The sequence below is a fragment of the Prevotella aff. ruminicola Tc2-24 genome, from assembly GCF_900110895.1.
GTDB lineage: Bacteria > Bacteroidota > Bacteroidia > Bacteroidales > Bacteroidaceae > Prevotella.
This window is the reverse complement of record NZ_FOIQ01000003.1, coordinates 244,292-261,818: the sequence shown is the minus strand read 5'-3', so window position 1 is coordinate 261,818 and position 17,527 is coordinate 244,292. Positions and strand designations below refer to the sequence as shown.

16 protein-coding genes are annotated in these 17,527 nt (G+C 47.9%); 8 read left to right on the top strand and 8 right to left on the bottom strand.

Annotated elements, in window-relative coordinates; all coding sequences use genetic code 11:
* Positions 1 to 234: 234 nt before the first annotated feature.
* From BMY63_RS07400 to BMY63_RS07390, 3 genes are read right to left on the bottom strand one after another with little or no spacing between them, the layout of a single operon-like run.
* Entirely contained in the window at positions 235 to 939 is a 705-nt protein-coding gene (locus BMY63_RS07400; protein WP_091915708.1) for a type 2 periplasmic-binding domain-containing protein, read from the bottom strand.
* On the bottom strand, positions 940 to 2,016 hold the full coding sequence (locus BMY63_RS07395; RefSeq protein ID WP_091915706.1) for an efflux RND transporter periplasmic adaptor subunit: 1,077 nt from the start codon (positions 2,014 to 2,016) through the stop codon (positions 940 to 942). It abuts the gene before it with no gap.
* Positions 2,017 to 2,028: 12 nt separating this feature from the next.
* On the bottom strand, positions 2,029 to 3,252 hold the full coding sequence (locus BMY63_RS07390) for an ABC transporter permease (protein WP_091915704.1): 1,224 nt from the start codon (positions 3,250 to 3,252) through the stop codon (positions 2,029 to 2,031).
* Between the two features lie 590 nt (positions 3,253 to 3,842).
* Here BMY63_RS07390 and BMY63_RS07385 point away from each other — a divergent pair.
* Both BMY63_RS07385 and BMY63_RS07380 read left to right on the top strand, forming a co-directional pair.
* A complete protein-coding gene (locus tag BMY63_RS07385) occupies positions 3,843 to 4,679 on the top strand; it encodes an AAA family ATPase (protein WP_091915702.1) in 837 nt (278 codons plus the stop codon).
* A gap of 21 nt (positions 4,680 to 4,700) precedes the next feature.
* The gene (locus BMY63_RS07380) at positions 4,701 to 5,714 is read left to right on the top strand and encodes a DUF4435 domain-containing protein (RefSeq protein WP_091915700.1); all 1,014 of its coding nucleotides are present in this window, start codon (positions 4,701 to 4,703) and stop codon (positions 5,712 to 5,714) included.
* Between the two features lie 104 nt (positions 5,715 to 5,818).
* Here the strand turns inward: BMY63_RS07380 and BMY63_RS07375 are convergent, their stop codons facing one another.
* Genes BMY63_RS07375 through dxs form a run of 4 tightly spaced genes read right to left on the bottom strand, consistent with a single transcriptional unit; the run spans position 5,819 to position 11,575 of the window.
* Positions 5,819 to 6,772, bottom strand: coding sequence for a type I phosphomannose isomerase catalytic subunit (locus BMY63_RS07375; RefSeq protein ID WP_091915698.1), 954 nt, complete (start codon positions 6,770 to 6,772; stop codon positions 5,819 to 5,821).
* A 33-nt stretch (positions 6,773 to 6,805) separates the two neighbouring features.
* Positions 6,806 to 8,263, bottom strand: a complete 1,458-nt coding sequence (locus tag BMY63_RS07370; protein ID WP_091915696.1) for a TrkH family potassium uptake protein — start codon at positions 8,261 to 8,263, stop codon at positions 6,806 to 6,808.
* Positions 8,257 to 9,612, bottom strand: a complete 1,356-nt coding sequence (gene trkA, locus BMY63_RS07365; protein ID WP_091915694.1) for a Trk system potassium transporter TrkA — start codon at positions 9,610 to 9,612, stop codon at positions 8,257 to 8,259. The genes BMY63_RS07370 and trkA overlap by 7 nt, the downstream gene beginning before the upstream one ends.
* A gap of 55 nt (positions 9,613 to 9,667) precedes the next feature.
* Positions 9,668 to 11,575, bottom strand: coding sequence for a 1-deoxy-D-xylulose-5-phosphate synthase (gene dxs / locus BMY63_RS07360; protein WP_091915692.1), 1,908 nt, complete (start codon positions 11,573 to 11,575; stop codon positions 9,668 to 9,670).
* Positions 11,576 to 11,676: 101 nt separating this feature from the next.
* Between dxs and BMY63_RS07355 the strand changes: the two genes are divergently transcribed.
* Both BMY63_RS07355 and BMY63_RS07350 read left to right on the top strand, forming a co-directional pair.
* On the top strand, positions 11,677 to 12,600 hold the full coding sequence (locus BMY63_RS07355) for a putative 2-dehydropantoate 2-reductase (protein WP_091915690.1): 924 nt from the start codon (positions 11,677 to 11,679) through the stop codon (positions 12,598 to 12,600).
* A gap of 12 nt (positions 12,601 to 12,612) precedes the next feature.
* The gene (locus BMY63_RS07350) at positions 12,613 to 13,095 is read left to right on the top strand and encodes a nucleoside deaminase (RefSeq protein WP_091915688.1); all 483 of its coding nucleotides are present in this window, start codon (positions 12,613 to 12,615) and stop codon (positions 13,093 to 13,095) included.
* Positions 13,096 to 13,191: 96 nt separating this feature from the next.
* Here BMY63_RS07350 and BMY63_RS07345 read toward each other — a convergent pair whose 3' ends face one another.
* Positions 13,192 to 13,716 carry a hypothetical protein gene (locus BMY63_RS07345; protein ID WP_143065750.1) on the bottom strand — a complete coding sequence of 175 codons (525 nt, stop codon included), beginning with the start codon at positions 13,714 to 13,716 and terminating at the stop codon, positions 13,192 to 13,194.
* A 223-nt stretch (positions 13,717 to 13,939) separates the two neighbouring features.
* On the opposite strand from BMY63_RS07345, the gene BMY63_RS07340 reads away from it, so the two are divergent.
* The 4 genes from BMY63_RS07340 to gcvPA are packed head-to-tail and all read left to right on the top strand — an operon-like array spanning position 13,940 to position 17,515.
* Positions 13,940 to 14,623, top strand: a complete 684-nt coding sequence (locus BMY63_RS07340) for a lipoate--protein ligase family protein (RefSeq protein ID WP_091901196.1) — start codon at positions 13,940 to 13,942, stop codon at positions 14,621 to 14,623.
* Positions 14,624 to 14,657: 34 nt separating this feature from the next.
* Positions 14,658 to 15,800, top strand: coding sequence for a glycine cleavage system aminomethyltransferase GcvT (gene gcvT / locus BMY63_RS07335; RefSeq protein ID WP_091901198.1), 1,143 nt, complete (start codon positions 14,658 to 14,660; stop codon positions 15,798 to 15,800).
* Positions 15,801 to 15,816: 16 nt separating this feature from the next.
* Entirely contained in the window at positions 15,817 to 16,197 is a 381-nt protein-coding gene (gene gcvH / locus BMY63_RS07330) for a glycine cleavage system protein GcvH (protein WP_091901200.1), read from the top strand.
* A gap of 1 nt (position 16,198) precedes the next feature.
* On the top strand, positions 16,199 to 17,515 hold the full coding sequence (gene gcvPA, locus BMY63_RS07325) for an aminomethyl-transferring glycine dehydrogenase subunit GcvPA (RefSeq protein ID WP_091901598.1): 1,317 nt from the start codon (positions 16,199 to 16,201) through the stop codon (positions 17,513 to 17,515).
* The last annotated feature ends 12 nt before the right edge of the window (positions 17,516 to 17,527 follow it).

Here is a 17,527-nt window from a genome sequence, read left to right as displayed (position 1 = left end):
AAGTCAGAGCCATAAGTATTCCTTCTTATAATCCCATCAGCAAATAAGAATAACAAATATGCAAAGGCAAGTATATTACAAACGTCCCGAGTAACGTTGTCTCGTTTAAGAAACAGACCGATACAGATCAGAGCTACTGCCAACACATAAAATGCGGCATACCTTTCCACATACGAGCTTGGATAGCTCATATGCAATGATACAAGTAGGACAAGAATTAATATACTGACAAGCCTATTCATCTTTCTTTTTTCTTTTGTCAAGTAGCGTCATGATTAGGTAGACAAGGATGCCGATTCCTAAGGCAATTGCAATCTTGCCAAAAGTAAAGGCTGACTCATTATGTGGCTCGACATACACATAATCGTTATCAATATCTATGTCCTGAATTAGTTTTTGTAAAACAGTATCAGAAGCAGACGGTATCTCATTCTTATCATAATACGCAATACAGATATAACCGAATCTTGACAATAACAGAATTTGTTGACAATTCACATTTGCGGAGTCTTTATATATCGTCATGTTCGATTGTATTTGAAACTTGTTTCCAGCGCTTAGACTATCCATCCCATTATAGACGACATGAATAGAGTCATTATTGGGTATGGAATTTTGCTTCATCATTCCCTTCAACTCATCATAGATCGCCTTACAGGGGAGATTATTAAGGCTATTGACTGTTGGCAGAAACGACAGAATCATATATTTCTCCTCAAAATAATCAGTTTTACCTTTTGGATATAAACCCATGACAGCCACTTTCTTGCCCAACTTTTGGTCAAGAGCACTTTGAGGAATTGTATCCCATCCCTCCGGCACAGCAACAGAGAACTTACACGACTGAACTTGAACAGGAATGCGTTCTGGCGTTCCTGCCGCATTTGCAAATAATACCAACGGCAGAAATACTGCCAATAGAAACATTCGATTTTTCATTTACTTATTCTTTTTATTGTCTTTGATTTTATCTTTAGCACTTAATCCACTTACAATCTCCGTATAGGTACCGTCAGAGATTCCTGTCTTAAGAAATCTCTTTTCAAACGATCCGTCATCCTTCTGTACCTCCACATATACCGAGTCATAACTAAACTTAAAATATTTCTCTTCAAGGGCCAAAACCTTTGTTTTCTTCTCAATAATAGTTGTTGCATTGGCCGTACATCCGGCCTTAATATATTTCCGATAGTTATTAGGGATATCTATAGTTGTTGTCACCTGAAAGCGTGAGACACCGTCTTGCACATTTCCTTTAGGAGATATCACTTCTATTCTTCCCATAAATTGGATGTTTTTATCAGCCGACAGAGTGAATTTCACAGGCATGCCGACACTTAGTTTCAATATGTCAGACTCTAACACATCCCCCTTAAACACCAGTGAATTCATGTCGGCGAGGCGAGCGATAGTCGTACCCTCATATAATGTTCCCCGTGCCATAACAGAACCACCTTCTTTGACTGGAAGTTCCAGGATGGTTCCACTCCCCGTAGCCGTAATAATGTTTGAGATTTCCTTTTGCTGATAATTACCTCGTAACATTTTTAACTCAGATTCGACGGACCTATATTCTAACCGAAGAATAGCCAGTTCATCTTTTTCATTTTCATATTCTAATGGTGCAATGAGTTTCTGACGATATAGGTTCTGGGTACTTTTGAATCTAAGTTCCGCATTGTCAAGTCGAGTACGGGCAACTTCTAATTGGTTCAGCAGGTTTTTGTACTCCATCGGGTCCTTTACATAACGGACACTTGCTATTGGAGTTCCAGGCTGCACATCTTCACCGACCCGAGCAGACAACTTCTCAAGGACGCCTGAGATGGTAGATTTTATCTCGATCTCCTTTTCTGGTATGATCGTTCCTGAGATAGTAAGAGTTTTCTCGATATTACGGTATTCCGCCTGCACAATACGTACACGCTCATGTTTCTTACCGGTCGTCATGCGAAATACTACAAAACCTAAAGCAAGAAGTATGAATAGTATGATTGTAATTTTTGTCGTTTTCATCCGAGTATATTTTTAGTTTTCATCTCTTAGTGCCTCTATAGGACGTAGATCTGCTGCATACATAGCAGGCTTTAGTCCTGCTAATACACCAGCAATCATCAATATCAGCATCGCGCATATCGTGATAAGCAGATTGATCTGGGGCTTATCCATCATCAGTGTATCATCATCCATTAACATACTTACCAATTCCAAACACAACCATCCCAGTGCAATACCGACATAACCAGAAATAGATGTAATGGCAATGGACTCACAAAGAAACATTCCTTTTATCGATGATGATCTTGCACCAAGTGATTTCCGGATGCCTATTTCACGTGTACGTTCCTTGGCAGAGATATACATGATATTGCCAATTCCGATAATACCGCTAACCAATGTGCTGATTCCCATAAACCACAAGAACCCTTTCAACGTATTAAACAAGCTGTTAAAAGCCTTTACCTGTTCTTCCATACTATTGAAGAAAAAAGCGCTACCATCGTCTGGATCCACGTTCTTAATTCTCGAAAGGACGCTCTTCACTTGGTCATTTACTTCTTTTGATTCCACACCATCACACACGGCATACACCATCGTCGTAAATTCTTTTGCTGTGGCATTGGTCCTCAGATATGTAGAATAAGGCATATAAATGACACGGTCTTCAGAAGAACTTAACAGTGTGTTTTTAATGATACCCACCACCACATATACCTCTGTTCCAATACGAACCTCCTTGCCTATCGGCTGATCATGATAGAACAGCACATCTGCCACATTCTTTCCTATAACTACGCATTTTCGGGATTCACTCATATCAAGGCTATTAAGCAACCGACCTTTTTCCGTTTCCAATATCCTGATATCAAAATAGTCAGGACGGACGGCGCGGACATCAAAGGCACCCTGGGCCTTTTCGGAATAAACAGTTCCCCAATGAGATATCTCTGGAGATATCCTTGTAATCTCGGGGACATCCTGCCTCAAACGAATCATATCTTCCTCCGTAATAGTAACCGGTTGGCCAACAGCCGTTCCCTTATATGCTTTTGATGTTTGGGAGGTAAAAACATACGTCGTACTTTTTGAATAGCCATCAAACAATTTTAATACACCTTTTTCAAAACCTTCACCAATGCCGACCAATAGGATGAGTATAAAAATACCCCACGAAATACCAAGACCTGTCAATATGACACGTGTTGGTTTCCTTCGAACGGTTTCCCATATTTCATACCAAAAATCTATCATACAGCAATAGTGAACTTTTCTTCGGGAACGAGTAGTAATTTAAAACGGTTTTTAATCGGTTGGTCTTCAAACATTCTGCACAAAGCAGATAGGATTCGGATCGTTAAATCGCCACAAAACTAGTAAACATATTCATCCGAGACAAAGAAAAAGCGTTGCAAGTTAGAAAAGCATTATAGATTAAAAATTTCAACTAATCATGTTGATATCATGCAAATTGCAGCATGCGCAACGATGTTGCAGATGGAAGAATCAATAAAATGAAACGCCTCATAAGCCCTGTTGTATATTCTATGAGATGATTGAAAAACAAATTGTAACAAGTAAACAACCCCAATCACTTAAGTAAAAGTTTGAAAGCTAGGTGTACGATGTGAGTTTTAATTCTTGAATGCCATCCCCTAAGTGCTTATAAGGCTTGCCATTGCTTCGATGCATACTGAATAAAGTGATCTCTTCTGTGCAATAGAGGCCAAGCGATGCTTGTGTAAACCATAAAAAACCGGAATTCCTTTGGAGGGTTCTGGATTTTTTGTATATTTGTGGTCGAAACGTGGCTGATAGACTGATGCCAATAAAAACTGACGACTATGCCAAAGTACGCTGAATATATCAAACGGATAGAGATCGACTCGCTATGGAGTGGGAAGAAACACATTATCTGGGATCTGAACCGACAGGTGAACATCCTCAGTGGTATCAACGGAGTGGGCAAGAGTACAATCTTGAACAAGGTAGTGAAAGGACTGACGGCTGGCGGGGAGTTTCCCTCGCACATGCTCAAGGGCGTAAAGCTCGATGTGGTGCCGGCCGATGCGAAATGGATACGATATGATGTGATACGCTCGCTCGACTCGAACCTTTCGCAGACACTCTCCGAAGGAGAGGGGTTCCTGAGGCAAGCGCTCTCGGCACTGGCTGGTGTTGGGGGTGGCTCCCTGCTGGATATCCAGTTGTACAACCTGCAGCGGAAGTATCTGGACTATCAGGTGAACATCGGTAACCGTATCATAGAACTGCTGCAGAAAGGTGATGCCGAGGCGGCACAACAACTTTCGCTGAAGAAGAAACGCTTTCAGGATATGGTGGATGAATTGTTCGAGGATACAGGTAAGAAAATCATACGAACGGAGAACGAGTTGCGTTTCACGCAGATTGGTGAGGTGCTATTGCCTTATCAATTGTCGAGTGGCGAAAAGCAGATGCTGGCCATCTTGCTGACGGTGCTCGTGGAGGATAACCTGCCATATGTGCTCTTCATGGACGAACCGGAGGCATCACTACATTTCGAGTGGCAGAAAAGATTGATAGACCTGTGTATCGAACTGAACCCGAACGTGCAGATTATCCTGACGACGCACTCGCCGGCTGTGGTGATGAACGGCTGGGCTGATAGCGTGACAGAGGTGTCGGATATCACGGTTTAGGGAATAGGCAGTTGATGTGGGATGGCAAGGAGACTGAGGGATAACCTGAACAGCAAGTATTTCGAGGCGGCGAATGCGCTCACCTCGAAGAAGGCTCGGCGTCGGATAGTGGCTTATGTTGAGAGCTATGATGATATCTATTTCTGGCGGACGGTGCTCTCGGAGTTCGAGAACGACAAGCGATACTTCGAGGTGATGCTGCCGTCGAAGGTGAACCTGACGCGTGGTAAGAAGTCTGTGTTGATGAACTTCCTTGAAGGGGAGGGCCGGCAAGGGGACGAACCGCTGGGCAGGGATATGATCGCTTGCGTGGATGCAGACTACGATTATCTGATACAGGGGCGTACGGCGCAGTCGAGGCGTGTGTTGGAGAGTCCGTACGTGTTTCATACGTATGTCTATGCCATTGAGAACTACCAGTGTTATGCACCATCACTGCATAACGTGTGCGTGTCGGTGACGCTCAATGATCATCGCATCTTCGATTTCCGTGGGTATTTCGAGCAGTTCAGTGAGGCCCTGTTCCCGTTGTTCGTGTGGTCGATAATGCTATATCGTAACGGTAACTACCCGAAGTTTTCTATCACGGACTTCAACCGTATCGCTGACCCGGGAGGCTTCAACGTGCATAACCCCGTGCCCTCGATTGCCAATGTGAGACGGAAGGTGCACACGAAGATCAACGAATTGCAGCGTCTGTTCCCGGATGCGAAAGAGGAGTATCTGGCCACGAAGAATGAAATCATGTCACTGGGTGTGACACCGCAGACGACCTATCTCTATATGCAGGGGCATCACTTGTTTGACACGGTGGTGTCGCCCATCCTGTCGAAGGTATGCAACCTGCTTAGGCAGGAGCGTCAGAACGAGATTTATCATGCCTCGGCCCACCGTACGCAGAAACGAAATGAAATGTCCTGCTACGAAAACTCGCTGCAGGACATTAAGGTGATGCTCAAGAAAAACACTGGTTATGTGTTCTCTGACCAGTTTCGACGGTTACAGGATGATATTCGTAATTATCTTTCCGAATAGTTTCGTATATGGTTTGCTCATTGGCTTACGCTCTGCCCCTTCGTCCCCCAAGCATAAAAAGCTCTTTATGGCCTAGCATCGCTCATGACACCAGCTGTATAAGTCTATACAAAAGTTTCCAGAAACTTTATTTCACCCTCGACGACGACCCTACCGGTGGTGGCAGGGAGAAGGATGGTGTCGCCCGCCTGTAGCGGTAGCATTTCATCGTCGTCGGTGATGGTACCTTCGCCCTTGACGGCTATCAAGATGACGAACGAGTCGAGTTCGGTATAATCTATGGTCATCGGCTCGGTAAGGTCGTAGACGGCCGTGGTGAAATAGGGACAGTCGACCAGTTGCTGCCCTTCGTTCTTCTGGGGCGTGTACGATGTGCGATAGTTGTCGAGCACGGTATAGTCGATAGCTTCAGCGGCTTCACGGGTGTGAAGCTCACGGTAGTGACCGTCCTTGTCCTTACGCTTGAAGTCGTAGATGCGGTAAGTGACGTCGGATGTCTGTTGGATCTCTGCCACGAAACAACCGGCACCGATAGCATGGATACGTCCGGCGGGGATGAAGAATACGTCGCCTTCACTGACGGGGTATTGGGCAAGGGCATCACAGATGGTGTCGTCGGCAACCATCTGTTGGTAGCGCTCGGGGGTAATCTGTTGCTTCAGACCATTGTAGAGCATGGCACCAGGGGTACTCTCCAGGGCATACCACATTTCTGTTTTGCCTCTGCTTCTGCCTTGACGACGGGCGACCTCATCGCTGGGATGGACCTGTATGCTGAGATCCTGACGGGCATCGATGAACTTGATGAGCAGGGGGAACTCGTCACCGAAACGTTCGTAGTTGTTACGGCCGACGAGACGAGCTTGCTCTGTCCGAACTAGTTCGTTCAGCGTGAGTCCTTTGTATCTCCCGTTGGCGACGATAGTTTCGCTGCCGGCGACACCGGAGATCTCCCAGCTCTCGCCGACATGCTCCAACTGTGTGTCCAGATGCTTGAAGGGGATGATCTTATTGCCCCCCCATAGCGTTTGTTTCAATAGTGGTTCAAATTTGTACATTGTCTTGGTATTGTTTATGGTATTTTGATATAATCAATTTTCTTTCCAGAAGCTACGCGTGAAGAGTACCAGTACAGTCATAATCTCCAAACGACCCATCAGCATGAGCAGACAGAGGATCCACTTGATGAAGTCGGGAAGGATGGACCATGACATGACGGGACCGATCTGTGTACCTAGGGTCGGACCGACATTACTGACGCAACTCAAGGCTATTGTAATAGCATTCGTGTTGTCTATTCCTGCCACAATCATAATCGTAGCGGTGACAATGACCATCATAATAGTCAATGTGAAAAACGCGAATAAGGCGATAAGTTTCGACTGGGGAATGTTTTGTCCGTTGACCTTCACGGGCAATACTGCGTTCGGGTGCAAGATCTGGCGGAAATTGTTGCGTACCACTTTCAGCAGCATCACACCTCTGATACACTTGAAACCGCCGCTCGTGCTACCGGCACATGCTCCCATATACATCACGACACCCAAGATGACCCATGTGATGTGAGGCCATGTGCCTGCATCCTCATTGAACATACCGGTGGTGGTCATAAAGGAGACGACTTGGAACAAAGAACTCCGGAATGCGTGCTCCAGATCATAGCCCATCCTGCTGATGAGAAGGTACATGATCCATAATGTTGCTCCCAAAACGATACTGATATACAACTTGAATTCGGAGTTGGTGAACAGCGATTTCGGCTTCAGTTTAATGGTGCTCACATATAATAATGTGAAGTTGATTCCCGATAGAAACTGGAATATGATCGATATGTAGTCGATGGTGGGTGAGTGGAAGAACTCCGTACTCTCATTATGGATGGCGAATCCGCCTGTAGCCGTCGTCGTCATGGAGTAATTCAGAGCCTCGAACCAGTTCATACCAGCACACAAGAACGACAGACCGCATGCGACGGTGAGCAGAAGATAGATGCTCCATATCCACTTGGCTGTGGTAGATAGTCGCGGGTGCATCTTTGCCTTGATGGGACCGGTGGCCTCTGCTGCGAACACCTTTACACTTCCGCCTACCAGAGAGGGGAGGATGGCGATGGTGAAGAATACGATTCCTAATCCGCCTATCCACTGCATCAACGATCGCCAGAATAGAATGCCATGTGGGAGTACCTCCACGTTGTCTAGGATCGTCGCTCCTGTGGTGGTGAAACCTGATGTAGACTCAAAGAAAGCATCGGTTACACTAGGAATACAACCGTGAAGGAGGAATGGGAACATGCCATAGAAAGAGAATACAACCCAGGCAGCGGTCACAACCACGTAAGCGTCACGACGACTGAGTATATTTTCTGAATTACGACCGAGATAAAGGAAAAAGAAGCCACTTCCGAATGTCAGTAACATCGATAGCACAAAGGCGTAGCAGTCGTCCTCATGGTGGTAGAACGAGAGGGCTACACACCAGGCCATGAAGAATCCCTCGATAAACAGCAGGGAGCCGATGATCTTACTGATGATACGGAAGTTTACCATATCGCGTTCTTTTTGAAGAATTTCTCGATATTGTTGAGCTTTGCTTCATGGCAGAAAACCATGACGGAGTCGCCAGCCTCGATCTGTGAGTTGCCGTTGACCAGCATACCGACACCCTTGCGGACCAGTCCACCGATGGTCGTACCAAACGGTAGGCCAAGGTCCTTAACAGGTTTCTTAGTCACCTTTGACCCCTCGGCGGCTATGAACTCGGCCACCTCTGAATCGACGAGCATCAGCGAACGTAGGTTGCTCACGTCGGCATCGAGCATCATCTGGAAGATATGACTGGCGGCAATTGTCATCTTGTTGATGATCGTGCCGATATCCAGTTCCTCGGCCATCTTCACGTAGTCAAGGTTCTCTACCATGGCCACTGTCTTACGTACACCCAAGCGCTTGGCCGTCAGACAGGCCAGGATATTGGTCTCGGCATTGCCAGTGAGAGCTACGAAGGCCTGTGTATTACGGATGCCTTCTTCCTCGAGCAGGCCGAGGTCGCGTCCGTCACCATGAATCACCATCGTGTCACTGTCACCAAGGAGTTCATTAAGTTTCTCACAACGCTCGGCGTTTTTCTCGATGATCTTCACGTTCATATAGTCGGGAGCTGTCAAGGCTGCTCTGACCGATGTCTTGTCACCGCCCATCACGATGACGTTCTTGACGTCGGCATAGTGCTCCTTGCCCACAATCTTCCGAATATAAGGAATGTATTCCTGTGTAGTCATGAAATAGGCCAGGTCGCCTACGCGCAACTCGTCAAGTCCACCAGGGATAATCGTCTCCTCATCACGTTTGATAGCCACAATATGATAAGGGTCGTCGGGACCACAGAGGTCGCGCAACGGTTGGTTGAGTATCTCTGCCGTCTCGCGCAGTTTGATGCCGAGTAGTGTGAGGGCCCCGTCGTGTACGTCCCAGCGTTGACGCACCCAGGAGAGTTTCAGACCGTTGTTGATATCGATGGCGGCCAGCACCTCCGGGTAAATGAGCGAATCGATGCCCATGTTCCTAAAGAAATCCTTGTTCTGTGGACTCAAGTATTCGTAGTTATCGATACGCGCCACGGTTTTCTTCGCACCCAAATGATGTGCAATCATGCACGCTGTCAGGTTGGTCGTCTCCTCGGGGGTAACCCCCACAAAGAGATCTGCATGCTGCACTCCAGCCTCTTTCAGCACCTTGATGCTCGTGGGTGATGCATTATAGGTCATCACGTCATACTCGCTGAGTGCGCCCAATCTCTCCTCATTGTCGTCGATGAGCACACAGTCCTGATGCTCTCGCGACAGCAGTTTCGACAGATGAGTACCAACGGCACCTGCACCGACTATTACAACCTTCATATCGTTCTAATTAATGATGACAAATCGTAATTATATCATCTCGGATTTTTAATCCTCAGCTGACGATGGCCTTGATAATGCTTTCCTCGTCGAGACCAACAATCTTTTGTAGTTCCGACACCTTTCCGTGCTCTACAAACTCGTCTGGTAATCCAAGACGTATCACCTCTGGATGATAGCCATGGTCGTTCATCCACTCTAATACAGCCGAACCTAGTCCGCCTTTCTTTGTACCATTCTCGACAGTGACTATGCGGCGAAATTTCTTTCCCACCTCTTCGAGGATCTGCTCGTCGATAGGCTTCAGGAAACGCATGTCATAGTGGGCTACGGAGACCGATCCCATACTCTTGTCTCCCATCTCCTGCATCCTTTTAATCGCTTCCGTTACATTATTTCCAATCGGACCGATGCTCAGGACGGCCACATCGCTGCCGTCTTTCAGCTTACGACCTGTGCCTACGGCAATTTCCTCAAACGGGCAGCGCCAGTCCTGCAGCACACCACCGCCTCTTGGGTAACGTATCACGAAAGGTCCCTTGTCGGGCAACTGTGCGGTATACATCAACCTGCGCAACTCATGTTCGTCCATTGGCGACGAGATGGTCAGATTGGGTATCGGCCTGAGGGCAGCCAGGTCGAAGGCCCCATGATGGGTGGCTCCGTCCTCGCCTACGAGCCCTGCGCGGTCGAAGCAGAGCACCACGTTCAGGTTGAGCAGTGCCACGTCGTGGATGATATTGTCGAATGCACGTTGTGCAAAGGCGCTATAGATATTGCAGAAGGGCAACAGTCCGTCTTTAGCCATACCACCTGAGAACGTGACGGCATGCCCTTCAGCGATGCCTACGTCGAAGGTACGATCGGGCATCTCCTTCATCATGATATTCATTGAACAGCCCGATGGCATGGCTGGCGTCACACCGACGATCTTCGGATTCTGTTTGGCCAGTTCCAGAAGCGTATGCCCGAACACATCCTGATATTTCTGTGGTTTGTTGGGATCGTTGTCCACAAGGCGTTCGCCAGTGTCTGGGTTGAACTTGCCCGGTGCATGCCAGGTGGTGACATCCTTCTCGGCCGGTGCATAGCCGTGTCCTTTCTGTGTATGCAGGTGCAACAGCTTCGGCCCTTTCATATCCTTCATCTGACGGAGGATACGTACCAACTCTTTTATGTCGTGACCGTCGAAGGGACCGAAGTAACGGATGTTCATGCCTTCAAAAACGTTCTGCTGATGCGAGATGGCGCTTTTCATGGCATTCGTCAGACGGATGAGACCTTTGCGACGGTCCTCACTGAGCATACCTCTGCCGTGCAGCCAGCGCGCAGCCTTAAAACGAATGGCATTATAGGTCTCATTTGTGCTGAGACCAATCAGATATTGTTTCATGCCGCCCACAGAGCGATCGATAGACATGTTGTTATCGTTGAGGATGATCAGCAGGTCATTGGGCGATGATGACACATTGTTCAGTCCCTCGAAGGCCAAACCTCCACTCATGGCACCATCGCCGATGACAGCCACCACATGGCGCTTGTTGTTATGCTCCAACTTGGCAGCGACGGCCATACCCAGCGCCGCAGAAACGGAGTTGCTGGCATGTCCGCAGGCAAATGTGTCGTACTCGCTTTCCGTGGGTGAAGGGAAGGGCTTGAGGCCACCCAACTTGCGGTTCGTGCAGAACTGCTCACGACGACCGGTCAGGATTTTATGCCCGTAGGCCTGATGACCTACATCCCATACGATACGGTCGTCGGGTGTATCATAAACATAATGTAGTGCTACGGTAATCTCTGCTACGCCCAGACTGGAAGCCAGATGACCGGGGTTTACCGACAACTCTTCCACGATGTCTTGTCTCAGTTCCTTGCACACCAAAGGTAGCTCGTCTACGGATAGCTTGCGCAGATCTTCTGGGGATTGTATCTTGTTGAGTAGTGTAAATTCGTTTTTGTCCACTTAATCTTCAGTATTTTTGTGCAAAGATATGCTTTTTTTATCAAAGATACAAAAAAAATCATTAATTTTGCATGCAGATATTATTTTAGCATTTTGAGGATATGAAATACGGAATTATAGGAACAGGTGCCATTGGCGGCTATTATGGCGGGAAACTGGCCAAGAGCGGACAAGACGTTCATTTCCTGTTCCATAGCGACTATGACTATGTCAAAAAGAACGGTTTGCAGATTGACTCTTGTGACGGTTCCTTCCATATAGACCATGTGAACGCTTATCATACCACGACCGAGATGCCACCCTGCGATGTCGTGCTTGTATGTCTGAAGTCGACCAACAACCATCTTCTGCCTGAGATGCTCCGGCCGTTGCTCCATCTCCATACGCTGGTTGTCCTGATACAAAACGGTATCGGTGTCGAGTCCGATCTGCAGCAACTCTTCCCGGATTTGCAGCTTGCTGCCGGACTGGCGTTTATTTGTTCGGCCAAAACCGAGCCCGGACGTGTGAGTCACCAGTGTTACGGACAGATTAACTTCGGCAATTTTTCCTGCCGTGATGAACACTTGTTCCAACAGTTGCTTGACGACTTCAATGCCGCTGGTGTTGAGGCTGGTGCCGTCGACTATCAGGAGGCGCGTTGGAAAAAAGCCGTGTGGAATATGCCGTTCAACGGTATGACCGTCGCGTTGAATACTCAGACCGACCTGCTGCTGAAACAGCCGGCCACCCGTCGACTCATTCGCGACCTGATGATGGAAGTCGTGGGGGCCGCTCGTCACCTCGGCGTCGAAGCCCTCGATGATACTTTTGTCGACAAGATGATTGAGATGACCGACAACATGACACCATATTCTCCATCGATGAAACTTGACTACGATTTCCATCGGCAGATGGAGATCCATTATATCTATAGTCGTCCTATCGAGATCGCCTGTGAGGCAGGTTACCGTATGCCGAAACTTGAGATGCTCGAGGCCGAGCTCCGCTTCCTGCAGTCAGGCTATCTTCCAGAATCCAAATAACCCGACCATACGATGAAACAAATCACAGATAAAGACAAACATTTCATGCGTGAGGCCATCCGACTGGCCGACGAGAGCGTGCTACGTGGTGGCGGTCCCTTCGGAGCCGTCATCGTGAAAGACGGTGAGATCATCGCCGGTAGCAGCAATAGCGTGACCATCGATCAGGATCCTACTGCTCATGCCGAGGTGAACACCATCCGTGAGGCCTGTCGCAAGCTAGGCACCTTCGATCTCACTGGCTGCACCATCTATACCTCGTGTGAGCCTTGTCCGATGTGTCTCGGTGCCATCTACTGGGCCCGTATCAGTCGTATCTTCTATGGTAACACCCGAAAAGACGCCCGAGACATCGATTTCGCCGACGACTTCATCTACGAGGAACTTGACAAGCCTCTCGCTAAACGCACCGTCCCCATTATTCCTCTGCTGCGCGACGAAGCCCTCCGCACCTTCCGCCTCTGGCAGGAAAAAGACGACAAGACCGAATACTGAGCATGGCTCACTGATCCTGTGTATCCACTCGTCACCATAGCTGCACAGAGCGCCCATCGTCATCACGATGACGATGGGCCGTAAGAACAGTCTTTTTTATTCTCCAGACGGGGTAATCAGGATGGTGTTCCTCTCCTTGAACGACACGAAGCCGTCGTAGTCGGTCCACGTCTCCTCGTGGGTCGTGCCGTCCTCATCCATGATGACAGCTGTGCACTGGTTCAGCACCAGGCGGAAGCGCTGCGCCGTGATGTTCTCGATGGTGAAGTAGATGTTCACATTGCAGATACAGTTGGCCGTGTTATCCGTTTCGACCCAAGGGTTCAGTAGGATGGTGCCGTTGTCTTTCACCTCGATCTTCATGCCGGCGTCGGTGTAGGCGCAGTTCACGCGGTAGTCGAGGTACTCGCCTGATATCGACTGAGTATCCTCGTGGTAGGTGAGTCTCAGCCGAGTAGGCTCTGGGATCGTATTACGCGTAAGCGTATGGTATTGGCAGTCGCTGTGCCATACGTTTCTGAGCGATGTCTGTCCCATCTGTGCCAGAAAACTGTCGCCCGACGAACAGCTGCAAAGTATGAGCACCAATGTGCCCAATAGATAAAATAGAACCTTTTTCATTTTCGTTTGTCGATTTGTAGAATGATTTTTCTACTCTAACCACTGCAGAGCCGGAAACCTTGCATAAGAGATGTGGTATTTAACCTTTTTTATACTTTTATACGCAAGTATTCGTGTAAAATCCTAACTTCTACAATCTAAAAAAATAAATGCTAAAAGATTTGGATAGTACATAAAAACTTCATATTTTTGCAGAAAGATCATAAAACGATCAGCCTAAAACATGAAATATATCACCTTACCGTCTGAGGAGACCTACCCTCTGTCGTTCTATTTGGCGATGGAAGAGTATGTGGCGCGTCATGTCAACGAGTCCGAGTGTTTCTTCATGTGGCAAGTTGAACCAACCGTTATTTATGGTCGTAATCAGGTGTTGGAGAATGAGGTTAACCTCGACTATTGTCGGGAACATGCCATCCAAGTGGTTCATCGCAAAAGTGGAGGAGGCTGTGTGTATGCCGATATGGACAACCTGATGCTGTCGTACGTTACATCGGGCGAGAATGTTGGTTTTGCGTTCAACCAGTTTGTAAACATGATTCTATTGGTGCTCCACAAGGCAGGTGTCAAGGCCACAGGTACTAGTCATAACGATATTATGATCGGTGATCGTAAGGTGTGTGGCACTGCCTGTTATCACCTTAGTGGCAGAATTATCGTCCACAGTACGATGCTGTACGATACCAAGATGGAACACATGTTGAACGCCATCACGCCGGGACCAGAGAAGCTTGAGAAGAAAGGTATTGAAAGTGTGCGCCAACGTATTACGCTGTTGAAGGATCATACTTCGTTGACGCTCGAAGAGTTGAAGACGCTTATTCGTGGGACGCTCTGTCAAGGCGAATTGATGCTCACCCCGACAGACGTGAAAATGATAGAACAGATGATCGCAACAGGTGGATAGAAAGACCACCGATTAACTAAAAACCAAAGAAACAATGGGAATAAAACAAGAACTGGAAAGGAAGGAGAAACGAACCTGTTTGTATGATAAGCACGTGTCGTTGGGCGCGACAATGGTGTCGTTCGGAGGTTTCGACATGCCTCTGCTTTATCAGTACGCCGGTATCGCACCAGAGCATATGGCTGTTCGTGAGCATGTTGGACTCTTTGATGTATCCCATATGGGGGAGGTCGTTGTGCGGGGCAAGGATGCCGAGCGCTATGTGAACTACATTTTCACCAACAGTGTGACAGACATTCCAATAGGTAAGATACTATATGGGATGATGTGCTACGAAAACGGCGGTACTGTCGATGACCTCTTGGTGTATAAGATGGGTGAGAACGACTTCTTCCTGGTGGTCAATGCAGCGAACATCGACAAAGACTGGGCGTGGATGCAAGAGCATGCAACTGGTTTTGACATCGACCTGCAAAACCGTTCTGACTTTTATGGTCAGATAGCCGTTCAGGGACCAGAGTCCGAGCATATTGTAGAGACAGTCTTAGGCTTATCGTGTGCAGAACTGACATTCTACACGTGCAAGACGATTCAAGTTTCATTCCCTCACAAGGAAGGGACAGAGGAAAGTCTTATCATATCACGAACAGGTTATACGGGAGAAGACGGTTTTGAGATATATGCCTCGCACGACTATATCCGTGACTGTTGGGACAAACTCATTGCTGCTGGTGTCCAGGCCTGTGGTCTTGGTTGTCGTGACACACTGCGTTTTGAGGCAGGCTTGCCGCTCTATGGTGACGAGTTGTCGGAGGAGATCACCCCTGTGATGGCCGGTTTGACGATGTTCGTGAAATTTGAGAAACCGACATTCATCGGAAAGGAGGCCTTGTTGAAGCAGAAGAACGATGGGTCTGCTAAGAAGCTTGTGGGTATTGAACTCTTCGATAAGGCGATACCCCGTCATGGATACCCCGTGTTGAACATGAACGGCGATCCTATTGGTGAGGTGACAACGGGTTATCACACTCTTTCCACCGACAAGAGTGTGTGCATGGCGCTCGTCGATGCGGCCTATGCGAAACTCGATACCGAGGTACAGATCCAGATCCGTAAGAAGGTGTTTGCTGGTAAGGTAGTGAAGAAATTGTTCTATCAGAAAAAGTATAAAAAGTAATAAGGAAATATATATTATGGCAAAGGTAATTGAAGGACTCTACTACTCGGAGTCACACGAATTTGTAAGAGTAGAAGGCGATTTCGGATTCATTGGTATTACAGACTATGCCCAGAATGCGCTAGGTAATGTGGTGTATGTTGATATGCCCGATGTGGACGATGAGGTAACGGCCGGAGAGGAGTTTGGTGCCGTGGAGAGTGTGAAGGCAGCTAGTGATCTGATTTCGCCTGTGAGTGGTACCGTCGTAGAGGTGAACGAGATGCTCGATGATCAGCCCGAACTCATCAATGAGGATGCTTTTGAGAACTGGATCATCAAAGTAGAACTCAGCGACAAGGCCGATTTGGATAAACTGATGGACGCCAAGGCCTACGATGCATTCTGCCAGAAATAATATGGACTATAAGTATTTTCCACATACGGAGGACGATCTTCAGACGATGTTGTCGAAGGTGGGCGTGGCGTCGCTAGATGCGCTATACGCCCAAATACCCGAAAGTATCCGTTTCAAGGACGACTATCGGATTCCGACTGCGATGAGTGAGATGGAGGTGCGACAGCTCTTCGGACAGTTGGGCTCACAGAACAGACAACTGACATGCTTTGCCGGCTTCGGCGTGTATGATCACTATACCCCTTCGGTGATATCTGGTTTGTTGCAGCGCTCGGAATTTCTGACCTCCTATACCCCGTATCAAGCGGAGATCTCGCAGGGTACGCTCCATTATATCTTCGAGTATCAGTCGATGATGGCCGAACTAACAGGTATGGAGGTATCGAATGCCTCGATGTATGACGGGACGACTGCTTGTGCAGAGGCTATGATGATGGCCGTGGCAGCGGGAAAGAAAATGGACAAGGTGCTGGTGTCGGCTACTCTGAACCCCAAGACGCGCGAGGTGCTTGACACATATGCTTTGCATCAAGGCATCGAACTAGTGACGATTCCCGCGAAGAACGGTGTTACCGACCGGTCTGTCCTCTTCTCCCAACTTTCGACTCTCGATGGAGTGGCAGGTGTTATCGTACAGCAGCCAAACGTCTATGGTATTGTCGAGGATTTCTCGGGGATTGCCGATGCCTGCCATGAGCAGAAAGCACTCTTTATCGTCGATAGTATTGCTGCTGATCTCGCCGTATTGAAAACTCCGGGAGAGTGGGACGCCGACATTGCTGTCGGTGACGGACAATCGTTGGGCATCCCAATGTTGTTCGGTGGTCCTTATGTGGGTTATATGTGTTGTAAGGAGAAACTCATCCGGAAGATGCCTGGACGTATTGTCGGCATGACACAAGATGATCGAGGACAGCGTGCTTTTGTGCTGACATTGCAGGCGCGCGAGCAGCATATCAGGCGGCAAAAGGCCACCTCGAATATCTGTTCCAACCAGAGTCTGATGGCTCTCTTCGTGACGATCTATATGTCGCTGATGGGGCGTCAGGGTCTGAAGGAAGCAGCGGAATTATCCTATGCCGGTGCACACTATCTCTGTGACGAACTGTTGAAGACGGGACGTTTTGAATTGATCTATGACCAGCCTTTCTTCAATGAGTTCTATGTGAAGTACGACGGTGATGTTGACACCCTCTATCAGCGTTTTATAGAAGCAGGTGTCCTTGGTGGTGTGCGTCTGAAAGACGGACTGCTTTTTGCCGTTACGGAAAAACGTACGAAAGAAGAGATTGACAACCTCGTGAAATTAATAGTCTAGGCAATGGTTATT

Excerpts from the sequence above, each read along its gene's own strand:
- gcvT (WP_091901198.1), top strand. The coding sequence starts at position 14,658 with ATGGGAATAAAACAAGAACTGGAAAGGAAGGAGAAACGAACCTGTTTG.
- trkA (WP_091915694.1), bottom strand. The coding sequence starts at position 9,612 with ATGAAGGTTGTAATAGTCGGTGCAGGTGCCGTTGGTACTCATCTGTCG.
- BMY63_RS07385 (WP_091915702.1), top strand. The coding sequence starts at position 3,843 with ATGCCAAAGTACGCTGAATATATCAAACGGATAGAGATCGACTCGCTA.
- BMY63_RS07355 (WP_091915690.1), top strand. The coding sequence starts at position 11,677 with ATGAAATACGGAATTATAGGAACAGGTGCCATTGGCGGCTATTATGGC.
- BMY63_RS07400 (WP_091915708.1), bottom strand. The coding sequence starts at position 939 with ATGAAAAATCGAATGTTTCTATTGGCAGTATTTCTGCCGTTGGTATTA.
- BMY63_RS07340 (WP_091901196.1), top strand. The coding sequence starts at position 13,940 with ATGAAATATATCACCTTACCGTCTGAGGAGACCTACCCTCTGTCGTTC.
- gcvH (WP_091901200.1), top strand. The coding sequence starts at position 15,817 with ATGGCAAAGGTAATTGAAGGACTCTACTACTCGGAGTCACACGAATTT.
- BMY63_RS07350 (WP_091915688.1), top strand. The coding sequence starts at position 12,613 with ATGAAACAAATCACAGATAAAGACAAACATTTCATGCGTGAGGCCATC.
- BMY63_RS07375 (WP_091915698.1), bottom strand. The coding sequence starts at position 6,772 with ATGTACAAATTTGAACCACTATTGAAACAAACGCTATGGGGGGGCAAT.
- BMY63_RS07345 (WP_143065750.1), bottom strand. The coding sequence starts at position 13,716 with ATGAAAAAGGTTCTATTTTATCTATTGGGCACATTGGTGCTCATACTT.
- BMY63_RS07390 (WP_091915704.1), bottom strand. The coding sequence starts at position 3,252 with ATGATAGATTTTTGGTATGAAATATGGGAAACCGTTCGAAGGAAACCA.
- BMY63_RS07370 (WP_091915696.1), bottom strand. The coding sequence starts at position 8,263 with ATGGTAAACTTCCGTATCATCAGTAAGATCATCGGCTCCCTGCTGTTT.
- gcvPA (WP_091901598.1), top strand. The coding sequence starts at position 16,199 with ATGGACTATAAGTATTTTCCACATACGGAGGACGATCTTCAGACGATG.
- BMY63_RS07380 (WP_091915700.1), top strand. The coding sequence starts at position 4,701 with ATGGCAAGGAGACTGAGGGATAACCTGAACAGCAAGTATTTCGAGGCG.
- BMY63_RS07395 (WP_091915706.1), bottom strand. The coding sequence starts at position 2,016 with ATGAAAACGACAAAAATTACAATCATACTATTCATACTTCTTGCTTTA.